General features: G+C 50.9%; 23 protein-coding genes. 11 read left to right on the top strand and 12 right to left on the bottom strand.

What is annotated here, in order from left to right:
* Positions 1 to 527 precede the first annotated feature (527 nt).
* Genes FTO68_RS10415 through FTO68_RS10425 form a run of 3 tightly spaced genes read right to left on the bottom strand, consistent with a single transcriptional unit; the run spans position 528 to position 5,371 of the window.
* On the bottom strand, positions 528 to 1,292 hold the full coding sequence (locus FTO68_RS10415) for a segregation/condensation protein A (protein WP_255333344.1): 765 nt from the start codon (positions 1,290 to 1,292) through the stop codon (positions 528 to 530).
* Complete coding sequence (gene smc, locus FTO68_RS10420; protein ID WP_255333345.1) at positions 1,285 to 4,728, bottom strand: chromosome segregation protein SMC; 3,444 nt, start codon at positions 4,726 to 4,728, stop codon at positions 1,285 to 1,287. Before smc ends, FTO68_RS10415 begins: the two co-directional genes overlap by 8 nt.
* A gap of 22 nt (positions 4,729 to 4,750) precedes the next feature.
* The gene (locus FTO68_RS10425; RefSeq protein WP_255333346.1) at positions 4,751 to 5,371 is read right to left on the bottom strand and encodes a hypothetical protein; all 621 of its coding nucleotides are present in this window, start codon (positions 5,369 to 5,371) and stop codon (positions 4,751 to 4,753) included.
* 119 nt (positions 5,372 to 5,490) lie between these two features.
* On the opposite strand from FTO68_RS10425, the gene glyA reads away from it, so the two are divergent.
* From glyA to cofE, 4 genes are read left to right on the top strand one after another with little or no spacing between them, the layout of a single operon-like run.
* Positions 5,491 to 6,735 (top strand): serine hydroxymethyltransferase, encoded by a 1,245-nt coding sequence (gene glyA, locus FTO68_RS10430; protein WP_255333347.1) that lies wholly within the window; start codon positions 5,491 to 5,493, stop codon positions 6,733 to 6,735.
* Positions 6,732 to 7,577 carry a bifunctional methylenetetrahydrofolate dehydrogenase/methenyltetrahydrofolate cyclohydrolase FolD gene (gene folD, locus FTO68_RS10435; protein WP_255333348.1) on the top strand — a complete coding sequence of 282 codons (846 nt, stop codon included), beginning with the start codon at positions 6,732 to 6,734 and terminating at the stop codon, positions 7,575 to 7,577. Before glyA ends, folD begins: the two co-directional genes overlap by 4 nt.
* Positions 7,559 to 8,371: a dihydropteroate synthase gene (folP, locus tag FTO68_RS10440; protein WP_255333349.1), complete on the top strand. Its 813-nt coding sequence runs from the start codon at positions 7,559 to 7,561 to the stop codon at positions 8,369 to 8,371. The genes folD and folP overlap by 19 nt, the downstream gene beginning before the upstream one ends.
* Positions 8,368 to 9,132 (top strand): coenzyme F420-0:L-glutamate ligase, encoded by a 765-nt coding sequence (gene cofE, locus FTO68_RS10445; protein WP_255333350.1) that lies wholly within the window; start codon positions 8,368 to 8,370, stop codon positions 9,130 to 9,132. The genes folP and cofE overlap by 4 nt, the downstream gene beginning before the upstream one ends.
* 1 nt (position 9,133) lies before the next feature.
* Here the strand turns inward: cofE and cofC are convergent, their stop codons facing one another.
* From cofC to FTO68_RS10465, 4 genes are read right to left on the bottom strand one after another with little or no spacing between them, the layout of a single operon-like run.
* Positions 9,134 to 9,772, bottom strand: coding sequence for a 2-phospho-L-lactate guanylyltransferase (gene cofC / locus FTO68_RS10450; RefSeq protein ID WP_255333351.1), 639 nt, complete (start codon positions 9,770 to 9,772; stop codon positions 9,134 to 9,136).
* A 47-nt stretch (positions 9,773 to 9,819) separates the two neighbouring features.
* A complete protein-coding gene (thiL, locus tag FTO68_RS10455) occupies positions 9,820 to 10,683 on the bottom strand; it encodes a thiamine-phosphate kinase (protein WP_255333352.1) in 864 nt (287 codons plus the stop codon).
* The gene (locus FTO68_RS10460) at positions 10,676 to 12,640 is read right to left on the bottom strand and encodes a DUF460 domain-containing protein (protein ID WP_255333353.1); all 1,965 of its coding nucleotides are present in this window, start codon (positions 12,638 to 12,640) and stop codon (positions 10,676 to 10,678) included. The genes thiL and FTO68_RS10460 overlap by 8 nt, the downstream gene beginning before the upstream one ends.
* The gene (locus tag FTO68_RS10465) at positions 12,637 to 13,494 is read right to left on the bottom strand and encodes a serine/threonine-protein kinase RIO2 (protein ID WP_255333354.1); all 858 of its coding nucleotides are present in this window, start codon (positions 13,492 to 13,494) and stop codon (positions 12,637 to 12,639) included. The genes FTO68_RS10460 and FTO68_RS10465 overlap by 4 nt, the downstream gene beginning before the upstream one ends.
* Positions 13,495 to 13,711: 217 nt before the next feature.
* Here FTO68_RS10465 and FTO68_RS10470 point away from each other — a divergent pair, with 217 nt between their 5' ends.
* Positions 13,712 to 14,452 (top strand): PP-loop family protein, encoded by a 741-nt coding sequence (locus FTO68_RS10470; RefSeq protein WP_255333355.1) that lies wholly within the window; start codon positions 13,712 to 13,714, stop codon positions 14,450 to 14,452.
* Positions 14,453 to 14,481: 29 nt separating this feature from the next.
* On the top strand, positions 14,482 to 15,240 hold the full coding sequence (locus FTO68_RS10475; RefSeq protein WP_255333356.1) for an NAD+ synthase: 759 nt from the start codon (positions 14,482 to 14,484) through the stop codon (positions 15,238 to 15,240).
* On the opposite strand, the gene FTO68_RS10480 is transcribed toward FTO68_RS10475, so the two are convergent.
* The gene (locus FTO68_RS10480) at positions 15,206 to 15,910 is read right to left on the bottom strand and encodes a glucose-6-phosphate isomerase family protein (protein ID WP_255333357.1); all 705 of its coding nucleotides are present in this window, start codon (positions 15,908 to 15,910) and stop codon (positions 15,206 to 15,208) included. The genes FTO68_RS10475 and FTO68_RS10480 overlap by 35 nt on opposite strands.
* Positions 15,911 to 16,130: 220 nt before the next feature.
* Positions 16,131 to 16,877, bottom strand: a complete 747-nt coding sequence (locus FTO68_RS10485; protein WP_255333358.1) for a DUF128 domain-containing protein — start codon at positions 16,875 to 16,877, stop codon at positions 16,131 to 16,133.
* Between the two features lie 91 nt (positions 16,878 to 16,968).
* Here FTO68_RS10485 and FTO68_RS10490 point away from each other — a divergent pair, with 91 nt between their 5' ends.
* The gene (locus tag FTO68_RS10490; protein WP_255333359.1) at positions 16,969 to 17,934 is read left to right on the top strand and encodes a hypothetical protein; all 966 of its coding nucleotides are present in this window, start codon (positions 16,969 to 16,971) and stop codon (positions 17,932 to 17,934) included.
* Between the two features lie 8 nt (positions 17,935 to 17,942).
* Entirely contained in the window at positions 17,943 to 19,256 is a 1,314-nt protein-coding gene (locus FTO68_RS10495; protein ID WP_255333361.1) for an FAD-dependent oxidoreductase, read from the top strand.
* Between the two features lie 12 nt (positions 19,257 to 19,268).
* On the opposite strand, the gene FTO68_RS10500 is transcribed toward FTO68_RS10495, so the two are convergent.
* Positions 19,269 to 20,441: a deoxyguanosinetriphosphate triphosphohydrolase family protein gene (locus FTO68_RS10500; protein WP_255333362.1), complete on the bottom strand. Its 1,173-nt coding sequence runs from the start codon at positions 20,439 to 20,441 to the stop codon at positions 19,269 to 19,271.
* Positions 20,442 to 20,546: 105 nt separating this feature from the next.
* Here FTO68_RS10500 and FTO68_RS10505 point away from each other — a divergent pair, with 105 nt between their 5' ends.
* Positions 20,547 to 21,083 carry a HEAT repeat domain-containing protein gene (locus tag FTO68_RS10505; protein ID WP_255333363.1) on the top strand — a complete coding sequence of 179 codons (537 nt, stop codon included), beginning with the start codon at positions 20,547 to 20,549 and terminating at the stop codon, positions 21,081 to 21,083.
* 221 nt (positions 21,084 to 21,304) lie between these two features.
* Here the strand turns inward: FTO68_RS10505 and FTO68_RS10510 are convergent, their stop codons facing one another.
* Both FTO68_RS10510 and FTO68_RS10515 read right to left on the bottom strand, forming a co-directional pair.
* Complete coding sequence (locus tag FTO68_RS10510; protein ID WP_255333364.1) at positions 21,305 to 21,592, bottom strand: DUF1894 domain-containing protein; 288 nt, start codon at positions 21,590 to 21,592, stop codon at positions 21,305 to 21,307.
* A 72-nt stretch (positions 21,593 to 21,664) separates the two neighbouring features.
* Positions 21,665 to 22,201 carry a DUF1890 domain-containing protein gene (locus FTO68_RS10515; protein ID WP_255333365.1) on the bottom strand — a complete coding sequence of 179 codons (537 nt, stop codon included), beginning with the start codon at positions 22,199 to 22,201 and terminating at the stop codon, positions 21,665 to 21,667.
* A 109-nt stretch (positions 22,202 to 22,310) separates the two neighbouring features.
* On the opposite strand from FTO68_RS10515, the gene FTO68_RS10520 reads away from it, so the two are divergent.
* Positions 22,311 to 22,505, top strand: a complete 195-nt coding sequence (locus FTO68_RS10520; protein WP_255333366.1) for a sulfur carrier protein ThiS — start codon at positions 22,311 to 22,313, stop codon at positions 22,503 to 22,505.
* Positions 22,506 to 22,526: 21 nt separating this feature from the next.
* Positions 22,527 to 23,519: a TIGR00269 family protein gene (locus FTO68_RS10525; protein ID WP_255333367.1), complete on the top strand. Its 993-nt coding sequence runs from the start codon at positions 22,527 to 22,529 to the stop codon at positions 23,517 to 23,519.
* Positions 23,520 to 23,688: the final 169 nt, after the last annotated feature.

The raw sequence follows: 23,688 nt of genomic DNA on the forward strand, positions 1-23,688 counted from the left end.
TAGGTTCTCATCTGGCAACCCGATTACCCTGCAGAACTCCCTTTCAATACCCGGCACCGATGACGCCGGGTACCCGGGACCGCTCACCCAAACAGAGGAACAGTCCCTGACTGAGGCAGTTGCCATATCACCGGTTTTTTGGTGAAATAGCAGTATACGCGAATCGTCGGGCAATATGCCCCCGGATTCAGCGCATCCTTCTGCCCTGCGACCTAATTAGATATGCACGAGTGGCATATATAGGTTTTCACGATCCCACTGATTCCCCCAAGGAAACACCCATGCGGGAAGGAGAAGAAATGGATCGCACGACCACCATAAATGGAGTGTGATGATGATTAAACCAATCCAAAAAACAAGTGAGAAATCAATTGAATGAACTTAAAATCCCAATTATTCATCCATATGAGATAATTTGAGAATCTACAGCCAACCAAAAAATCCCTCCGTCCACCTGATTATCAGGGCAGCCACACCACCTACAGGATCATACCCGCGCAGAACTGATCAGACTGCACCCAGCAGGTTCAGATGACAGGCGCAGGAATTCTGGCGACGAGGATCTCTCCGTAAAAATCCTCCTGGATGAGATCCACCCGATCTTCGAGCATCAGGAAGAGAGCAGGGATATACACCTCATACAGCGGGCACCCAATCTCAGATGCAATGCGGGATAGGGGAACAGGATCAAAACCTTCCGGATCAAGGAGAAGAAGTGTCGCATAGAACGTGGATGAGGCAGCCTCAAACGCCTCATCGTGGGCGATCTCAATGATATCATCGGCTATGACAAAGAGATCGTCTTCATCGGGGAAATGGCGCCGCCTCTGCCTTCGCCGCTCTTCCTTCTCCGCAAGTTTCAGCTGAGTGATCAGCTCATAGAGCGTAACGGGCCGCGTCCGGTATTCCTTCCTCTTGATCCTCCGCTGAATCTCGCGCTCGAGCACATCCATCGGTCCGAGGTGCGACTCAATCCCCTCCTCATCCATGCCCCCGTCAAAGAACAGCTCGTCGGAATAATCTTCATCATCAGCACCATCGCCCCCGGGATCAGGCACACGCTCGATCAGGGCATCAGATTTCATCCTGAGTAGAATAGATGCATATAGAAGTGTCCGACCGGAGATACGGAGATCAAGCTCACGCCGCCGCTCAAGCTCCCCCAGAAACCGGTCAGTCAAAAGAACGATATCAATATTCCAGGGATCGATCTCCCCGCTTTCAGCCATCCTGACGAGAATCTCGATAGGCTCTTCGGAGATAGGCTCCTGAGTGATTAAATCCTCAGGCATTGCACTTCACACCGGTAACAAGCGTACTCTTATCCGGCCGGATGGTCACCCCGATAATCCGATCGGCGCCCTGAATCATTGGTTTTCTCAGAGAGATCGCAATGAACTGTGATGTCTCCGAGAGACTTCTGATCATATGCGCAATCCCTTCAACATTGGAGCCATCAAGATGCATATCAACTTCATCAAGGCCATAAAAGGGTGCGGGCATATGACGCTGTATCGAAAAGATGAATGCAAGCGTCACAAGAGATTTCTCTCCCCCACTCATCATATTCAGCCTTCGGACATCCTTATCCTGCGGATGAACCTCAAATGTCAGGCCCCCGGCAAACGGATCCTCAGGCATCTCAAGAACCAGCTTCCCCCAGCCCCGTGTAAGACGTCCATAGATATCCTTAAAATTCGAGTCTATAGCGGTGTAGGTTGAGAGGAATGCTTCCCGTTTCATCCTCTCAAAACCCTCAATCCGTTCGATAAGGTCTGATCGTTCGCGGGAGAGGATCTCTTTTCTCTCACTCCGCTCCACCACCCTGGCTGAGACACGATCATACTCCTCAATTGCAAGCATATTGACCGCCCCGATCTTTCTGAGCTGCCGCTCAGTGTTGGCTATACCCTCTTCAATCTCTTCAGGAGCCAGGTCGCATTCAATCTCCCCGGTCTCAGGGGCAAGTGTGGCGATCTCCCCGGCAATAGACTTTTGCCGTTCCTTTAAGGCCTCAAGCTGGATAGTATGACGCTCTTTATCATTTGAATGTCTGATGAGCTGGCGTTCGATATCCGTGATCTGTTCGTCAAGGGCACTCCGCTTCTGGCGGAGCGTCTCTATCTCATCAGAGAATGCCCGCTGCTCATCCTCAAGCGTGGATATACGATCATGGCAGTTCTGTATCTCCTCTTCACATGATCGATTCTCGGCTTCAAGCCTGATATTGGCCTCAACAAACTCTTCTTTCTCTCTCGTCATCTCCTCGATTCGTTTTGAGAAATACTGCCGTTCACGCTGGAGATCCGCAATATCAGCCTCTTTGTTCCGGAGTCTGCGCTCGAGATCCTCAATCGATCGCTTCAGGGCGGAGACTGTCTCAGCCAGCCTTACGGTCTCGGATGCCTCCATCTTCTTTTTAATATCATCGATCCTCGCATTGATCCCATGAATCTGATCGGTCAGTTGATCCAGACTCTCTTCAAGGGCTGCAATTGCGGCTGAGATCTCGGCTTCTCCACCTTCGAGATCTGAGAGGGTGCCCGTAAGTCCCTCAATTTCCAGATCGAGCTGTGCGACACGCCTCCCGTACTCCTCAATTATCAGCTCGAGCCGTGCTGCCTTCTGTTCTGTCTCCCGCCGATCTGAACGGAGCGCATCAACCGCTGCATTCTGCCGGGAAATCGAGGCGTTAAGCTCCTCCTCCTCCTGCCTCAGCCCGGCAAGCTTCTCATGCAATGCACCCATTTCGCGATCAACAGCTGCACCAAAGCCTTTGATATCACGTTTTACCGATCCGCCTGTCATTGCCCCGGTGCGTTCCAGCAGATCACCGTCAAGGGTAACCATCCGATATCTGCCGAGAAGTTTTCGTGCATTCTCCATCGTATTAACAACTATAGATGTTCCAAAGACAAGGGAGAAAGCCCGCTCATATGCAGGATCAAACTCGATCAACCTGATCGCATAATCGATTATTCCATCACCTGAAAGAGGTGGGAGAGGAGGAGGCACCCTGAGCTTTGAGAGAGGGAGGAACGTCGCCCTTCCAAGACGCTGCTCCTTGAGGAACCGGATCGCATCCGATGCGATGGAATCATCCTGGCAGACCACATGGTTAAGCCGCCCACCCGCAGCGATATTTAATGCAGTCGCATAATCAGGAGGCGCCTTCCCGAGATGTGCAATGGTACCATACACTCCGTCCATTCCGAGAACCGCCTCGACAGCACGGCCACCCGCCTCACCATGCGCCTGCTGACGCGCCTCAAGCTGCATCAGCTTCGATTCAAGCGACCGGATCTCAGCCCGAACTTCTTCATGCGATCCCCGGAGCGTCATCGCCTTCTTCTCAATTGCAGAGAGCTGCTGATCGTTTTTCTTCTGTTCATCCCTGATACTGCCCAGATCAGAAGATGCCTCCCGGATCTCCCGTTCCTTCCCGTTCCGCTCATCCCGCGCAGCCTGAAGCCGGGGTGCAAGCCGCTCACGTTCCGAGACCCGAATCCGGCCCTTCTCAATAACAGCATCCTTCTCAGAGAGGAGACGGGAACGCTCGGCCTTCAGCTCTTCAAGCCGCCCCATACAGGAGAAGATCTCGGCCTGCGCCCCTTCGGAGTCCTTACTTGCCGATGCAAGTTCAGCTTCAGCCTTTTCCATCTTAGCCTTCAGGCCTGAGAGCTCCATTCCGAGATTTGCACGATCGATAGAGAGATTCCTTATACTATCTGTCCGTTCCTTCACGGTTGCTTCAGAACGGCGGATATCAGCAAACTTCCGGTTGATCGCCTCCAGGTTTCCTTCCCGATCCCTCGTATTCCGCTGGAGAGCCTGCTCGGAACTCCTGATTATTCCTTTTGCCTCCTCTATCTGTGAGAGGAGGCGAAGATATTCCGGACCACTCTTCTGCCGAATCTCCTCGTCGATCCCCTTCATCTCATCACGGAGAAATGCCTTTTCATGCTCTTCATGGGCGATATCATCGCCTATCCTTGAGATGGCAAGTTCGGATTCTGCCATCATCTCAACGATGCCAGCCTCTTCCCGCCTCTTCTCACGGAGCCTTACCACATTTCTCTTTGCCATGAAAGAGTCGAGCTGCTCCTGGAGGCGGCGATAGGTAAGTGCCTCTTCCCGTTCTACCTTCAGCAGTTCCTGCCGCTCAATCAGTTCATGGAGAAGTATCTCTTCCCGTTCAATCCTCCATCTCACCACCTCAAGCTCAGCCATCGATTGCTCACGTTTTAGATCAAATTCCGAGACACCCGCAATCTCATCGATGATCTTCCTCCGTTCAAAATCGGACATCTCCATGATCCGGGCAACATCGCCCTGCATCACAATATTGTAACCCTGCGGCTTGATTCCATGATTGGCAAGAAAAGCAAGAACATCCCCCTGCTTGCAGAGCCGGCCGTTTAAATAGTTATATGAGTAATACCCGTTTGCGGTTCTCTTGATTCGTCGCGTTATCCGGGTGCCATCCGAGAAGCTAACATGCACCTCAGCTGTATTTTTATTTGATCCGGTATTGATCAAATCGGTAAGCCGTTCCGCCCGCAGGCCCCGTGCTGACGTGATGCCGAGCGCAAAAAGAATGCTATCTAAGATATTACTCTTCCCCGAACCATTCGGGCCCGAGATGACAGTAAAACCCGTCTCAAGAGGGATCTTCGTCTTTCGACCGAATGATTTGAAGTTGTCGATCTCAAGCAGGGTTATATGCAAACGATCATACCTTCAATTTCGGTTATTTTTTTCTGTGAATCGTCTTTGGTGTGGTATCATCTTCCTTATCTTTACCAGAGATCACCACGCCGCTCTTTGGATCAACATCCGGAGCCTCGTAGATTTTACTTTCGATTTTTCCCCGTTTCATTTTACTTGCCGGGGCATATCCGCTGCTTGCCACAATATAATCATTCTGAACCCTCTTTTCGGGTTTCAGCGTACCATCCGGCTGCATAATAAGCTCCATATCGGAGGTGTCAACCGGAGGTTCAGCCTCAGGCCCCGGGGTTGCCAGCGGGGGTGGGGGAACCTGACGCTCCTGCATCTTTGGCGGCTCAGCTTCAGAGACGATCCGCGACCGGGATCTGGGCTCTTTATGAACCGGAGTAAATGACGGCACATCAGCGTTGCGAGGTTCCTGATCATCAAAATTTCTGACCAGTTTTCTCGTAACTGACTTGAGATCAAGCATCTCAGCCATCACTCCCTTCAGCAGGGCATCAAGCTCACGAACCTTCCCTTCAAGTGCGGCGATCCTCTCATCCTCACCTTCTGCTGCAGTGCTTACCGGTTCATCCTCGCGCTTCACCATCTTTAATTCCCGTTCCTTCTCTTCAAGCTCATGTTCAAGAAACTTCATACGTGCATCCATTCTTCGCGCACACCCCCTCTTCTCTTAGATCAGATTCACTGATGATAATGGTTTGCCTCACTGATTACAAGAAAGGATATTACCTTTTTACCACCATTTCTATTTATATGTCATTCCTTGAACGCGACGATCCAGAAGTCGCTGGCATTATAGAAAAAGAACGCCAGAGGCAGGTCTTTGGGCTTGAACTGATCGCATCTGAGAACGTGGTGAGCAGGGCCGTAATGGAAGCTACTGGTTCGATTATGTGCAATAAATATGCCGAAGGTTATCCAGGCAAACGGTACTATGGCGGATGCGAGTTCCATGATGATGTTGAAAACCTCGCACGCGATCGCCTCTGCAAGCTCTTCTCAGCAGAGCATGCAAATGTCCAGCCACATTCAGGAAGCCAGGCTAACCAGGCGGTTTATTATGCAACCATACAACCAGGTGATGTAATCATGAGCCAGAGCCTGACACAAGGGGGCCACCTTTCACATGGCTCACCGGTCAACATCAGTGGGAAACTCTATGAAGTCCACAGTTACGGTGTTGATTATGAGAGCGAAGTCCTCGACTATGGTGCAATCGCCGATATGGCACGAAAGACAAAACCGAAGATGATCGTCTGCGGTGCCTCCGCCTACCCCCGCGAGATCGACTTCAAGGCATTCGGCGAGATTGCTGAAGAAGTCGGGGCTGTCTGTATGGCAGACATAGCACATATCGCGGGCCTGGTTGCAACCGGCATCCACAACTCTCCAATAGACGTCTGCACCTATACCACAACCACCACTCATAAGACGCTCCGGGGTCCACGCGGCGGTGCGATCCTCTGCAGGAAAGAGGACGGCCCCGCGATCGATAAATCGGTCTTCCCAGGAATGCAGGGCGGACCCCTTATGCATATCATCGCAGCAAAGGCAGTCTGTTTCAAAGAGGCGCTCTCGCCATCATATAAGGAATACGCAGAACAGGTCGTAAAGAATGCCCGCGTCCTCGCAGATACCCTCGCAGGGAATAATCTAAGGCTTTGTTCCGGGGGAACCGACAACCACCTTGTCCTTCTCGATCTCTCGGATCACGGAATCACCGGACTTGAAGCTGAGAACGCCCTCGGCGAAGCAGGGATCACTGTGAATAAAAATACGATTCCACGCGAGAAAAGGAGCCCGTTTGTGACATCCGGACTGCGGGTCGGCACCCCGACAGTCACATCCCGCGGCATGAAAGAGGATGAGATGAAGCAGATCGGCGACTGGATCGGTCGTGTAATAAACAATATCCAGGACAAAAACACAATCATGGCTGTGAGGAAAGAGGTTGTGGATTTCGCGGGAAGATTCCCGCTCTACCCTGATGCTGTATGATACTTGATGGAAAAAAGACCTCAGAGAAACGGTTAAGCCTCCTTTCAGAAAAAATCGGTGAATCCGGGCTCTACCCCCGGCTCGCTACGGTTCTTGTGGGGCAGGATCCGGCATCACAGCTGTATGTCAGGATGAAACACCAGGCATGTGAGCGGGTCGGTATCGGATCGATCGGGATTGAACTTGAGGCTGTTGCAACCACCCAGGATGTGCTGGATGCAGTACATCGCCTGAATGCAGACTCGATGATCAGCGGTATCCTCGTCCAGCTTCCGCTACCATCCCAGATCGATACACATGCTGTTATCAATGCAGTTGATCCAGCAAAGGATGTCGATGGCTTCCATCCAATGAACCTTGGACGACTCTTCTCAGGGTCTCCGCTCTTCTCACCCTGCACCCCGCTTGGAGTAATGACACTCCTTTCCGAATACGGAATTGATCCCACCGGGAAGAATGTCGTTGTAATCGGGAGGAGCATCGAGGTTGGCCGACCTATGGCTGCGCTTATGACAAATGCCAATGCGACCGTTACTATCACCCATTCAAAGACTGTTGATCTCTCCTCAATTACCAGAAAAGCGGATATATTGGTTGCCGCAGTCGGACGTGCCCACTTTGTGACAGAAGATATGGTTGGTGAAGGGGCTGTTGTAATTGATGTCGGAACAAACTATGGTGAAGACGGTAAGCTCTGTGGCGATGTTGATTTTGCTGCAGTTGAGCCAATAGCCCAGGCAATAACCCCGGTGCCCGGGGGCGTAGGTCCCATGACGATTGCAACACTCATGGAGAACACATACAGAGCAGAATATTTGCGTTCATGCGGATCACTCGTATAGGAAACACCGGGATCGGCGGAGATAACCCGGTCCGACTGATGGGAGTTATCAACACAAGTCCCGAATCTTTTTTTTCAGGATCCTTTGTGCCCCCGGGCAGGGTTCTGGCTGCTGCAGAACGGATGGTAGAGTCTGGTGCTGAGATCATCGATGTCGGGGCACGAAGCACTGCGCCGGGGAGTAGAGTGATCTCAGTCTCAGAAGAGTGTGAACGGCTAAGACAGAGCCTCGCTGAGCTGGATAAACTGGAGATTCCGGTCTCTGTCGACACCATGCATGCAAAAGCCCTGCAGGTTGCGCTCAAGTATGAAATTGATGCCATAAACGATATCCACGGACTCGCAGACAGCCGATATGCAGATGTTGCAGCCGATAGCGGCCTTCCTGTGATCGCGATGGCAGCTGTCCATGCACCCGGGGATGCGCGCGGAGCGGATGAGACCTTACGGGCACTTTCGATTGTTCTTAAACGTTGTGAAGAGCATGGAATCACTGACCTGATCCTTGATCCGGGGATAGGCCGCTGGGTTCCAGAGCGGACATTTGAGGATGACTGGGAAATATGCCGTCGCTTCGGGGAGTTTTCAGCCTTTGGACACCCCCTTCTCGGTGCAATATCCCGGAAGAGTTTCATCGGCGATCTGCTGGGTAAATCTGCCGAAGAGAGACTCCCGGGCAGCCTTGCCCTCACCGCCCATCTCATAGATGCCGGTGCAGACATGATCCGGACCCACGATATCCGGGAGACAGCGGACCTGATTTTGGTCTGTGAAAAGGTAAGAGGCAGGTTATGACTTCATATACTGTTTACGGCTGCAAAACCGGACTTATCAAGCCTGGCGATGATATAGTCGAACATATTCTCGGCTCAGCAGGTGAGGTGGACGGGATTCTGGATGGAGATATCATCGTCATCGCTGAGTCCGCACTTGCAACTGCTGAGGGGCGTGTGATCAGGCTTGAGGAAGTCACCCCCTCGAAAGAAGCGATGCAGTATGCCATGAGGTTTGGCATGGATCCGCGGGTTGCCGAAGTAGTCATCTCCGAGTCCGACGAGGTGATCGGTGGAATACCTGGATTCCTCCTCTGTTTAAAAGATGGGACATTACTCCCGAATGCAGGTGTCGATGGATCGAATGCGCCGGAGGGGACGATCATCCCTCTACCCGGAGATCCAAATGGCTCCGCATCCCAGATCAGGGCGGAGATAGGTAAGAGATCTGGTAAGAACGTTGGAGTCCTGATCATTGATTCGCGGACACATGCTATGCGGCTTGGGGTATCTGGCGTCACGATTGGATGTTCAGGGATCGCAGCTGTTAGCGACTGCCGTGGCAGAAAAGATCTTTTTGGAAGAGAGCTTGAGGTAACCAGGCGTGCCGTCGGGGACTGTATTGCATCAGCTGCTGAACTCCTGATGGGTGAAGCCGATGAATGTATCCCGGTGGTTCTTGTCCGGGGGCTTGATATTATTATTGGAGATGGAGAAGGGATTGAGACAATAGCGCCTGATGAGTGCCTTTTTATGGGCGCATTCAGGAAAACAGGAAGATAGATTAATCGAGGATCTTTTCTCCCCTCGCAACCCCTACCCGTCCTTTCTCATGCATTACGGTAAAACCAAGTGCCTCCAGGTATTCCCGTGCCTTCCCTTTCCCATGAATCAGCACTTCGACCAGATCCTCTTTTTCATCGATATCCGTTGAGAGACGGAACGAATCAATTACTTCCACCGTGAAACCGCACTCTTCTGCCATTGCCAGGTGCTTCTGGAAACTCGACCCATAATACCGGGCATGGAAACAGTTCGGCTTTTTCAAAAAGATCACATTAGTACCCCCTCCACGGCCAGGAACAATTGCCATATCCGCATCAGTCGAGAGGACACGCTGGAGTGATCGCGCAGTCACAAGCGGGAGATCGGCCATGATGATCAAAGCAGGGCAATGAAACTGAGGGAGGGCCCAGTCTATCGCCTCATTTAAGCCTTCATCCCTGACAGCAACCAGTGCAGTTTCACATGTATAGGGAGAGGTTGAGAGGAGGGTTGCCGAACATCCCGTCCGGTTTACAGCAGTTACAACATCCTGAAGCATGGCATAAGCAAACCCTTCCCGTTCCTCCTGATTCATCACGCATGAGAGCCGGGTCTTTGGATTCATCGGCTTGAATGGGATCAGGGCATGGAAGTACATTGATCAGGATATACCAATAAAGGATTAATAAGGATCGTTTTCTGCTCTCAGTTCCATCTGTGTGCATAACCGCACCGCGGGAGGGGAGCGCCACCTGAAATTATGTCCCTGTTCTGGGTCACCACACCGATCACTGATGTATCTACTCCTGCAACCGGGAAGCATTCTACGGGGACCGTTGCAAGCAGTTCGAAATCTCCTCCGCCGAAGAGGAAGAGATCTTCGGCACGAGTGGCTGGAATATCCGGTATAAGCGGAAACAGAGAGGGGTCAAGCGAGAAACCGACACCTGATGCCAGCCCGAGATCAATAAGAGAGAGAGCGATTCCATCGGAGATGTCCATCATCGCAGTTGCGCCACCCTCGGAAAAGGCTATACCCTCGCGGACGCGAGGGATTGGAGTTATGAGATTGTTCCAGAACCGTGGATCTCCCTCAAGACCTGCCTGTGCCCTCCCCGGCAAGCCGGTTACACAGACGAGATCGCCGGGCTTTGCACCGGATCGCCTTATGATCTTCTCATGATTTACAAAGCCTATCGCAGTTGAGACGATTGTTAATTCAGCATGTCGATCGATATCACCACCGGCGAGACGGGCGCCTACCGATCGGCAACAGGCATCTGCACCTTCCGTAATCCCGATAAGACGATCGGGTCGATCAAGACCGACAGCCATCAGGAGATCAGCAGGGGAAGCAGCCATTGAGGCAATATCCGAGAGGGTAACGGCTGCTGCCATCCATCCAATCTCATAATCCGTCATTCCTTCCGGAAAATCAGTTGTTTCATGAAGCATATCGGTGCTCATAACAAGAAACCTGTTCCCAAGGTCAAAAACCGAGCAGTCATCTTCGGTCTCTTTCTCTCCAATGATTCCCCGGATACGATCCAGGAGAAGGCGATCATCCACCTCTCTTCACCTCCCTCTCCCGCATGTAACGGTAACTTTTAAAGAGGTCCTCGATCGATTCGGCTTTTTTACTCCGTTCATACTGTTCCTGCTCCTCACGCCATCGGGCATGCCGATCCATAAGTGAACTCCTGAGGCATGCCCCAAATGATCCCTGTATCCTGATCCCAAGCCCTTCACCTGAGATGATAGGTACCCTTATCTCACGGAACGCTGTCACGAGATCAGGGGAGAGAAGGGCTTGTTCTGGGACAATAATCCCGGCGATTGCAACATCTGCAAGCTCACGGATGGCAGTCATACCCCATCCGTCGGTCCTTAACAGATAGATCCAGTCATCAGGATGCGCCCCCATTTCTGAACGCATCCTCCTGATCGCATCCCGGGAAAGGGCTTCAAGTACTTTCAGTGGTACCAGATCTTCTTCCTGTTTCAGATCCGCATAAGCTTTGAGGCGTTCAAGCTGCTTTCGCATCCCTTTGTTTCGCCTCTCCTCCTTTCGAAGATATCTCTTCTGATTTGCAATAATCCCCTGTAGCCGAACCACTTCAGCATCTTTTTGAATCCGCTCTTTCTTCTTTGATCGCTCACCATTCAGGAGGCGGCGGACGCGGGCAATCTCCTCATCCTTCTTCTGTGACTCAGCATACAATTCTGAAACGAGCATGCGGAGCCTCCTGACCATCTCATCCTGTTCACGTGGGCGTGGCGCATCAGGAACCGGCTTTTCTTCAGCAGGTTCAAATACAGCATCCTCTGGTGGAATCTCCTGTGCCTGAAGGTCAGTGAGTGCCTGTTCAAGAGACAGACCCCGAACCACACGGGCCCGGACTTCGTCGAGGGATACCCCGGGTGGCAACCTCTTGGATAGGCTGGCAAACTTATTCTTATAATGCCGATATGCCACCATAGCTGCTGCATAGGCATCACGTTCGTGATCGTTTCGATATCCGCTGCCAGTAGCAAGCTCGTACTTATCAGGCACCAGAATATCGCTCTTTGGGATGAAAGGAACTGCATTAAAGGAGCGGCGGATCTTCTCCACAGTCCCGGGCATCTCTTTCTTATCTGTTGCTATTATGAGCGGGCGTCCGTGAACCATGATTTCAGCGATTGCATCTGCAACTGAGGTAACACGGGAGCTTGAAAGATGGACAGGCTCACCATCGAGGTTCAGGAGCGCAATTGCCATTGTTGTTCCGGGATCAATTCCGGCTATAAGGTATCCCGGTTTACTGGTCTGTGGAACAAAACGGATTCGCTCGAGCCGTTGCTGGGTGATTTGGACCTGCACATCAGAGCCGCGGTAATTCCTGATCGGGATGCTGGATCGGGGTGCATTGACATGAAAAATTACCCGAGAACTACCTCCAAATGCCCGGAACTCTTTCATATCATATTGAAGACCCGCTTCGATCAGGTGCATCTCGATCTCCCGGCCTTTTGCCCTGACTGCACCGTGGATCTTGCGGGTATAGCGGTTCTGGCTCCACCCGCCTTTTCCGGGTGATCTCCTCCGTGATACCGTGATCAGGGATGAGTTGGCAAAGGCTACTACACGGCATCCCGCTCCAAGCAGGGCAACCTGTGCGGAGGTCCGCGCCTCTGCAAATGGATCGAAGCGGTTGAAGCTGAGATTATACCGGCCTGCCACCTGTGCAAGGCTCTCACGGTGTTCACTGCCGCCTGTTACACATATGAGATCGGTTCCCGGGGGTAGCGACTGGAGAAAAAGATATACTTCTTTCGTATCGGCTGCCACTTCCTGAAGGCTGTCGATTGCGAGGATATCAGGCTCTTCTGCCTCAAGGATGCGGAGCAGCCTGAAGAGCGAAACCTCGGTCTCGGAGACGATAGTATCGTCGACGATCCTGCATAAGGCGTACGTTGGTCGTTTGGATTGGGATCGGACTGAGCCCCTGATAATATCGATCCCATAGACCCGAATGGAGATCACCCGCAAACAGCAGAAAGGGCATCTTCAATGTCTATTGCCATCCTGTATTTTCTGTTAAAGAATGTAACAATCGTTTTGACATCCCGCCTGATGAGTTCATCCGCATTCGGGTGGGAGATGTCAACCCATTGCGGCCAGTCGATGATCCAGCAGTGATCCTCATTCACCATAACATTATATTCGGAGAGATCTGCATGGATTATACCAAGCGCATAGGTCTTCTGCATCTCCTGGATTAGTTCCTCATATACAGGACGCGGATCTTCCAGTGTACACTGGTTCAGGTTCACACCCGGAATATAAGAGATTGCAATTGTATTTCTGCTCCGATCGATCGGGACAGGCACCCGCACCTTTCCTGTAAGACGGCAAAGTGCCTCATATTCCTGTTCAGCTGAGAGAGTTGAGGCAAATATCCATGGGCAATGGCTCTCGTCTGTCATGTATTCCCTTTTCAAACGGACAGACTGGAACGAATGCTGGCCAACACGGTGAAATTTCAGGACAATCACTCCAAGACCGAGTGCTTCATATACCTCAGACTCTTTCCCGACTCCGATCAGGGAGCCGAGCGCTGAGATTGTCTTGCGTCCGGCCAGAGTATGGAGCGCCAGGCAGTCATACCCCGCAAAGACAAGCGCATAGCCGGGATAGGGTACCGCATTGTAGCTGATGAGATCTTTATCCATCAGTTCACCAAGACGATATTCCATTTCACTCTTTGAGAGGCGTGTAATACGTTTGAGGTCATCGAAAGGCACCCAGCGGTAGCGTTTCATTAAACGCTCTATCGCATAGAGGATCGTGTATTCGTACTTATGAAGATCCCGCACTATATCGGCAGAGGGTGGCATTGTTGTTTTAGATTAGATCGCTGAGATGAAAAACATCATTATAGCTGACTCTTCGAACAACACCTGACACGATCGAACGCTCCCATATCGATATCATTATTGCAACAGTTACACACAGGATTCACCAGTGCTTACCTGTTGTCCGGGAAAAATCAGGTTAATAAGATCATATACTGAGAGAAACATACACCTACATACGCCGGATGTGAATTAAGAGATGGGTAATACTGTGAATCTGCGATGCACAAAATGCTGGAACGATGCAATCATCACCCAGCACTACTCCGGACTCTGCTTATGTGAAGATCATTTCATCATTGATCTTGAGGGGAAGGCAAAACGGGAGATCCGCAGGAACCGCTGGCTTAGAACAGGGGATCGGATCGGGATTGCATTAAGCGGGGGAGCATCATCTGCCGCCCTGCTCACCCTGCTTGTCAAACTCACAAAGAACAGGAGAGATATCACCCTTGCTGCTCTCCACATTGATGAAGGGTGTTTTGATGCACGAAGGGGGGCAGAAGCGGTTGCTTCTTCTGCAGATGTCGAATGTATTGTATGGAAACGAAATCCCATGCGCTCAATCAAGGATGAGATTGCATGGCATGCATCTGAAGCAGGTATCAATGTGATCGCATGGGGACGAAACCTTGATGATGAGGCTCAGGCCATTGTCACTGCATTCATATCAGGCGATATTGGAGTACTTTCAGACGATCACGTAGCTGAACAGATCCGCTGGATATACCCCTTTGAAATGATACCCCGGGATGAGATCCTCCTCTATGCCAGGCTCCATCATCATGATCTTTATTTTGATTCAAAGAAGGAGGCAGATCTATATACAGATGTCCGGGAGCTTCTCATAAATTATACCGCACGACATCCGTCCACCCTCTATTCTGTCTACCAGCTTGGCAACAGGATCAGAAGAGGCATGCCAGAGGCAAAACAGTAGTATCAGAGTACGACATACGCCTGATCATCATGCAATGTGATATCGGCTGTCAAAAGACCCGGATCGAGAATCTTATCAGGCAGGGGATCTGGTCCGCAGGAGCAGAAGGGATCGTCATCGGACTATCAGGCGGGATAGACTCTGCAGTGGTTGCTGCTCTTGCCACTGCTTCGGTTGGGAGCGAACGTGTATCTGCCTTTTTCCTCCCCTCAAAAACCACGCCAGTGGCAGATGAAGCGGACGTCCGAATCCTCTGTGAGATGCTTGAACTCCAACTCCAGATAATTCCGATAGATGATGTTATTGAGGCATATCGCCGGATGGATGGATTTGTTGAAAAACCACACCTGACAGGCAACCTGATGGCTCGTACGCGAATGGCGATCCTGTACTACCAGGCAAACCTCAGGAACCGGCTCGTTATCGGAACCTCCAACCGGACCGAGTACCTCATCGGCTATTGTACCAAATGGGGAGATAATGCAGCAGATATTCAGCCGATCCTTCACCTCCTTAAAAAAGAGGTATATCTTCTCGGAGAAGAGATGGGAATACCAGCTGCAATTATAAAGAAAGAGCCATCAGCCGGCCTCTGGCAGGGACAGAGTGATGAGAAAGAGATCGGGATCTCCTATGCAGATCTGGATTCAACATTAATGTTCCTTGAAGAGAATAACTGGAAAGCCGAGAATGAGATGCAGGAGAAGGTATTGTCGCTTGCCAGAAAGAGCGTTCATAAGCGGCTGCCCGCACTCAGTCTCGCAGGCAGTTGTCCCATATCTCCGTAAACCGTTCAGGACAATTCATAAGATCAGCAATTGTCTTGTCGCCGATAAGGCCATAGAGAGGCTGTTTTCGGATGATGCCAATCTCCGGGTGATCGACAGCCTCCAGAACACGGAGATCGGCCACCCTTGTGTAGAGAGGGTTCTTTTGAATAGATCCATCATCTGTCTCATAATAGGCAGCCCCCCGGTATGCCTCAAAAAAAGCGTAATTGCTTGAGAATGTATCTGAAACAATATTTGCCATCACCAGCGGATCATTTCCAGGGTTGATGGTCACATGTCCAAAGCCTGGCGGGATTAAGACTTTATCACCCGCAACAGCCGGGTGGAGAACAACCTCTGTTAAATCCGCTGCCTGAAGGAGGAAATGGCCTCTGCCCGAAAGAACTTCATAGACTTCAGGATACGGAACGCCTGCTTCATTCTCCGGATGGTGATGCCCTTTTGTCTTGATATATTCACCACAGACCGAACCGGGAGTGAGCATGGTGATATCATACCGGATCTGATGCCCCCGGAGGATTGCTCGATCATCGTCAGAGAGGGCAAGATCCCGGTACATATAATACAGGGGCCCTGTCGCATCGCAACGGGGGTTCATAAGCACCATCAACATATCTTCCACGGTCCTGACATCAGGTTCGGGGAGAGGCCCACTCCAGATCTCCATCGTTTTTCTTTTCGACTCCAGAATATATAAAAAGGGGGATCGGGAGCTCGTTGGACTGTAGGGTTCGAAGGTTTGGAATAATCTGATTTACCTGAGAGGGAAAGCGAAATATCGTTTATGCGGTATGGTAAGGTATAACTGCGCAGTAACACTCAGCATGTAGCACTCCACTTTATACCCCGGATTCATAATGGGAGAGGGGCGCTCTGGGGAGAAATAATTAGAAATGAGAGATCGGCTCCATCAGACTGCTATCCATCAGCCCTTTTATGGCGAGAGTGGTAACAGGATGGCCCTCCTCTTTCATTGCTGCAAAGGGATTTGTGCCCCCAAGCGCGACAACGCCGAGGTACTGGGGGCTAACAGGGACACCAAGTATTGAGGCATTCGGCATCCCGACTTCAAGTATTCCTGAGAAATGGCTGTCAGCACATTCATCAAGAACCTCAGCAAGGATGTTCTCAGCCTCCATATGGCATTCCCGCACATTTCCAAGTATAAAACCATCTCCCTGCCGCATCACCTGGTTCACAGAGGTGAGATCCTGTGATGCCATCACCTGCAATGGATCGAATGTAGTTGATTCATAGAGGATCATATGGGTGAACCTGCGTGGGAGATTGGATTCAACCTCAATTACACCGCCACCGATAGGATTGGTTACAATCCCCCGCCTTAAGAGAATCCCGTCAAGGGTGATACTGCAGAGCGTACATATTCCGATCATACCGTTTGGAACAGTATATCCCTCAACCGTTTCTCCCGGTTCAATGAAACGAACCATATCACCTACAGTGATGCCGGCTGCTGCCACGCGCCTGATGGTTTGAATTGCATATTCACGTTCTGTTTCCGGAGTAAGAAAGAGATTATAGACGACAGTCCCCTCGTTCTCCAGTGGATTATAGGTTACCTGCATGGAGTATTCGACAATCTGGTTATGGATGAATTTCAGAGGGGGATCCATTATCTAATATTTGATTGTTTTCAATAAAACTCTTCGCCCGGCTTCTGAAGTGAATCGAAATATTGTTCTATTTACGGGCACCTGTATGGGTATGGATGATTTGGTAAGGAGGCGTGCCATCCGTGAGATCCGTCTTATCTTCGAGACGGCGGGCTATGAGATCGAAGAGGAAGGAGAACCCTTCGATCTATCGGCAGTTGCCGGAAATACATGCATTCTTGTGATGTGTACAGATGACCCGACTCAGGCACGGATCTTTGATAATAAACCCTATGTTCTTGAGGAGGATGGGGAGAAGATACCCTGTAAAAAATTAATCTTTACCATGAACCAGAGAATTGCCACTCATGAAGCGACGCTCTGGCTCCCTGAGGCTCTTGCAGCTCATGCAGGTGAAGCCGCATTGGCGCGTGTATCAGGAGAACGGTTTGCAATCAGACTTGGAGAACCAACCGTTGTGGAGCGGAGAAAGCATGAGCAGCTGGTAAAAGAGAGGCAGGCAGAGAGTCAAAGACCGTCACCGGGACATATTGCCTGCCTTCCTGTCAATGCGGGGCAGCAGGAGGCAGTCCGCATCTCCGGGCAGAAAGGAGAAGCGCGCCTCAGGTTGATCCCACATTGGGCATATCAGTATTCATGTATCGGTCAGGCCTCATACAAAGGAAAACAGATCTGCTTTGATGGAGAAGGTATGGGGGCAATAAGCGCAATCAACGGGCTTATACAGGAGATTAATCCAGAGGAAGCGATCTCAGTGGAGATTCCCGAAGATGCAGAGATTGTCAGGCCATCAATTTCGGCAAAGGAGGCTGAGAGCAATATTCTACAGTCATTGTCCGCTGCACTTTCACAGAAGATCAGAATCAAGACCGAAAGTGGGGATGCGATCTTTTCAGAGGAGAAGACCTTCAAGCCGACACGGGAGCAGATCGATTTGAAGGTCTGGCTCATCCATGTTCCGGTCTGGCAGGTGCGCGGAAGGCAGATCGTTGAGGTAAATGCAACAACCGGCGAGATTCTCGCAGAACCAATGGATGAAGGAGTCGAACTCCTATAGGCAGGAATATGATACTGGTGCTTGGAGGGGGGCCGGCAGGCAGGATGGCAGCAATCAGAGCTGCAGAAGCGGGCGAGGAGGTGACCCTTGTTGAAAAGAGAAGCCTTGGGGGGCAGTGCCTCCATGACGGATGTATGCTTGTCTGTGGGCTGAATGATTGCGCCAGGATGATTCAGGCAGCTTCCCTGTGTCATCGGTGCGGAATCAGCCATGGCATCCCGGAGGTGCGCTTTCCTGAATTGATTGCCGGCCTCATTACAATCCAGCAGAAGATTGCAGGGTTTCTTGAAGAGGAAACCCTGAATTCAGGCGTGAAGGTGATCTATGGTGCCGAGGGAATGATCATCAATGGGAAAGCTATTATAAATGGAGAAATGCTGAATGCCGATCGGATCATTATCGCAACAGGATCTCAACCACATATTCCTGACATTCCCGGAATCACGCTACCTGGTATATACACCCCCCATACGCTGAAAGAGATGGAGCAGTTGCCGGATCGGATCGGAATCATCGGCGGGGGAGTGATGGCGGCAGAATTTGCATATATCTTCTCATCATTTGGCTCAGATACTCACATCATCTCCAGAAGCGAATTTCTTCACCAGATCCCTCCACGCCTCAAAGCAGCAGCAAGAAAGGAACTTAGAAATGTTACCATCCACGAGCACACATCAGTCTCGATGTGTATCGGAGAAGAAAAAGTTACCAGAATTCAGGCAGACGGACTCACGCTCGATCTCGACTGTATCTTGATTGCCACCGGCCTCGTCCCAAACAGCGGCATGGTTGATGGTATTAATAAGGGAAAGAATGGTGAGATACTGGTCAACAGCAGGTTTGAAACAAGCAAACCGGGGATATTTGCCTGTGGGGATGTGATTGGTGAGCCCCGACTGACTCCTGTTGCACGACACCAGGGATTTGCGGCAGCAGATGCTGCTATGGACAAGAACACCCATATCAGTCTGGCATATCTTCCACGGGTTATGAGCCTTGGGTACGAATATGCATGGATGGATGGATCCGATGAAGAGGGGGTTTCCTATACACTACCCGGACCTGCCGGGCCAGGGACGTTCTGGTCAGTGACAGAGAGAAATACAGGGATCAGCAGCCTGAAGGTGAATCCGGCAGACGGCAGAATCATCGACTTTGCCGAGGCCTCCCCAAATGCCGGAGTCATGGCGATGTATCTGGCATTCATGGCAATGAGAGGGATATCAATACACGATATTGCCGGCATTTGTGAGGTGCATCCAACCTCAGATGGTATGTACCCTGCTATCAGATACGCATCAGCACACCTGAAAAAGAATTGAGAGTATTAACAATCATACCCGATAGGACTCATATTTCTTTGGCATGACAAGAGATGAGTAGAGCCGCTCAAAGTAACGATCTGTCATACCCGCAATGAAGTCCCTTGCTGCACCGGCAGGGGTAACAGATCTCCTATACTGCTCTGAAAGCCAGGGAGTATCGAGGAAATCTTTGAATATTTTCGATTCTTTCCTTTCTTCCTCCAGATCCTCTTTGAGTGATGAATACACGGCATCAAACATTGTTCTGATGATCGGATCCTGCGATCGGGTCTTTGAGTGTTCGTAAATATGATCGTAATTGAACCGTTTCAGGCTGTTTAATGCAGAACCAATCTCTTCTGAGAAACCGATTGTGCATCCATCGGCATCCGCGCTAGTTGCCATCAGATCAAGGGTGAGCAGGTTGATGATCTCCCGTTCATCATTCCCAAGTATAGATCTGATCTCTTTTGGAACCGCACTGAAACCTTCGATTAATCCGACCTCCGCAGCATCCCGGAGATCGCGGGCGATATATGCAATGGTGTCTGAGAACCTCACAACACAGCCTTCCGGTGTCGAAGGGGTCACCTCATCTCCGGATGCAGCGGCATGGCACCGCTCTGTTAGCTCTTTAAAAGCATGCTCGTGAGATATGGTAGTAGGCGAAAGAATGGTTGCATCTGACTCGCCGTCGTGGCAGAGGATTCCATCAAGAACCTGAATTGTCAGATCGAGGTTCTCTATCTCATCAAGGAAGCGGACACCCTGAATATTATGCTTAAATGATCCGATCCCTTCACGTTCGCAGATCGAAGAGAGGCATTTCTCACCGAAATGTCCAAACGGGATATGGCCGATATCATGGCCAAGTGCAATCGCCTCGATGAGATCCTCATTCAGTCGGAGAGATCTGCCGATGGTGCGTGAGATCTTTGATACGAGCTGGACATGGAGGACACGATGAGTGATATGATCGTTCTCGATAAGTGAGAAGACCTGTGTCTTGTCGATATAGCGTGCATAAGCCCTCGAGTGGAGGATACGATCGGCATCGCGTGAATACGGGGCACGTATGTCTTCATTCTTTGTATCCAGCTTCCGAAGCGCATCGCTACTTTTTGTGGCATTCTGCGAGAAGAGTGCTTCACGTCGGTTGAGGTATGCACGGGCATCAATCTGGAGCTGATTTAGGAGGACCATTGATATGAAAAGATCGCTCTACCGCATTATCAGGATGACGGATAGGGCATGTGGGATACCTTTACTTTTCATGAGAGTGAGTAAAAAGATCAGGAGGATCGGTTAGTGGATATAAGAGAAGAAGATCAGATGGAGGTTGTACAGAGGAGAGTGCTCCGGGAGGGAAGAAATATCGATATCCTGGTCGAACAGCTCACCCATGTCAGCATACCATACCGCCTGAAGGCGGCTACCGAACTTGGAAAGATCCACCATCCCCATGCCTCTGCCGCCCTGATCCGATCCCTCACTGATCCGGAGAGCGATGTTGTCTTTGTCGTGATCAAGTCGCTTGGTGCCATCGGGGATCCTGTTGCAGTCGAGCCCCTGATCCACTGCCTCGATCATGCTGATCGTTGGATTCGCCGGGGTGTGGCTGCGGCACTTGGGGACATCCGGGATCCCCGTGCAATCCCTCCACTCTGCCGACTACTTAAGGATGAACGGGCAGAGGTACGTGCTGCGGCTGCTGAGGCGCTCGGAAAGATCGGTGACCCGGCTGTTTCTGAGCTGATCCGGCCATTACTCGACGATGAGAAGGATATCGTGCAGGATGCTGCATGGGAGGCGCTCAGGTTGCTGTCTGAACGAACAGAGGGGTGATTGAAAGTTGGGCATATCTTGTAGCAACTGCCCTTTAAGAGCAAGGGAAGGATTTTGAGGATTTTTATGTATGTGAACTACCACGCCCTTCAGGGCGTGGTAGTTCACCTTGCGGGGGTAAAGGGCGGCTCCGCTTTCATCCCTGGCCTGAAGACCGGGGACTTCCCGCTCCGCCCTCTTTACCCCCGCAAGTTAAAGAAACATTGGACAGAGAATATGATTCAAGGTTTCCGCCTCGCATTCGCCCGGACATATGCTGCCCCCTCCTCATCCTGTACTCGAAGGAGATATGTCCCAAAACAGGGCTTTGTATAGGGAAGGATAACCGTGTCCTCCCCCTCAATGGCAAGCGCAATAGGCGGCACACCGATCATCCGTTTCTCAAAGAGAAGGAATCCGGGATCAACATAATAAATATCCGAATAGTGCTTCTCGATATATTCCCGGCTCTCTTTGAATGAGGTATATTCCAGGATCACCTCATATCCAAGGTTTTGTACACATCCCATATCAACATCCCCCAAATGTTAACCTGATACCATATGATGAAAGAGTCAGGATATGATTACCTTTGAATCCGCTCATTGCTTCTGCCACCCCATAACTTCATCGAGTTTTCGTCGCAATTTACCTGGATTATGTACTGCAGGATCCATAATCAGCTCACATGATATCTCAAGTTCCTCTGCACGTGCCTCCGCTTCCCTACCAAAGACCAGCACAACGAGGCGGCCCGGAAAAAGGAACCGAATAGTTGAGGCAAATGATATCCCGGCATCATTATGTATGAATGCAAGAATCAGATCGGCCTGTCTGACCTCCTTTGAAAGTTCATCAATACAACGTTCAAGCTCCACCAGTTCCCGGATATACATCCTCTTTGGATCCGAGATACGGAGCAGGTTCAGGACTGCCGGATTACCTGCAATGGATAGGGAATATCCATCATCATTCAGCCGATCTGCCGCATATAGGGCGAGTGCCTGCTGAACCGGAACCTCCGGACAGCCAAGGACAATGAGCGCTTCCCGTGCTCTTCCCTCTATTATATCCCCCCTTGATGCCATACCCTGGCTGAGCATAACAGAGGGCTGCTTTCCTGCGATACTGGATGGCATAGCTTTCGTAGATGCCTATGTTCTGCTGATGGATAAACGATGCTGATCCATGAAGAGCAATCCTGGCATACGGAGGTTTATGTTGCTGCGTGATCCAGATCTCTGTATAATGCTAGTGATTCTGCCAGACAGGAGCGGCTATATACTCCCCTCTGACCCGATATCGATCCAAGAGCTGCTGCAATCATTTGGATATAACCCAACAACCGTGATAGTTATCAGGAACGGAGCCATAGTGCCCGAAGATTTTACAGCAGCCGGAGATGATCTGATCAGGATCGTATCCGTATCTCATGGAGGATAATAGAATAGATGGATGGTTGGTATGAAATCAAAAAGCGGTCATCCGGGAGATCATAAGTCGGAGGAGCAGAGATCCGGTGGTAGATCTGAATCCTGCTCATTCTGCCAAAAGCCCACAGTTGTCAGGCTTAGAGAGCCAAACCGGAGCCTCTGTGCCGAGCACTTCATCCAGGATTGTGAGGAGCGGGTGAAAAGAGCGGTCGAAGCGGAAGGGATGATCGCACCCGGGGATCGGATCGCAGTTGGCCTCTCGGGAGGAAAGGACAGTACTGCCCTCCTGATGATCCTCGAAAAAATCTTCTCCTCCACGGATATAGAACTTGTTGCGATAACGATTGATGAGGGGATCTCAGGCTACCGGGAGGAGACGATGGCAGCAGCAGTCGAACTCACCCGAAGGCTGGCTATTCCACAGCAGATCGTAAGCTTCTGCGAACTCTTCGGCCGCGATCTCGATTCACTCCTGTTCCGACGTGAGAAGGAAGCCTGCACCGTCTGCGGGGTGCTCCGGAGGCGGGCGCTCCTTGAAGGTGCACGCCGTGCAGGAGCAACAAAGATCGCGACCGGCCATAATCTCGATGACGAGGCACAATCTGTCCTGATGAATGTACTGAGAGGCGATCTCCCGCGTCTTCTTCAGGACACCTCATCCGGGTACCCGGAATGTTTCATACCAAGGATAAAACCGCTTATTCCGCTCTCTGAGAAAGAGATTGTTATCTTTCTGATGGTGCAGGGAGTATTTGTGGACCTGCCGGAATGCCCATATGCCCACACCGCTCTCAGGGGAGAGGTGCGTGAGATGCTTGCAGACCTGGAGTTTCATCATCCGGGAACACGGGAGAAGCTGATCCATGCACGGAATATGGTCCGGGAACGTATCAGTGGGAATTTTGTGGGAGAATCAACCCGAGGTGGGAATCTAATTACACACTGCCGGATCTGCGGGGAAGTCTGTAGCAGTGAGATCTGTGCGGTGTGCCGGGTGCTTGGAGATGTGGCAAATATTACATAATGGCAGCTATAGGGGGATTATAATTCAGGAAACAAAAACAAAAGGTAACAGGTCAGCACCCCCTCTCCTGACCTCTCCTTAACTCACATCACACACCCCCACTTTTCGGAAAATACGCCCGTATGACCGATAGATCCTTATATAATGAGAGATTAATAGATATTTGGGA

The sequence above is a fragment of the Methanocalculus taiwanensis genome (assembly GCF_024372745.1).
GTDB classification, from domain to species: Archaea; Halobacteriota; Methanomicrobia; order Methanomicrobiales; family Methanocorpusculaceae; genus Methanocalculus; species Methanocalculus taiwanensis.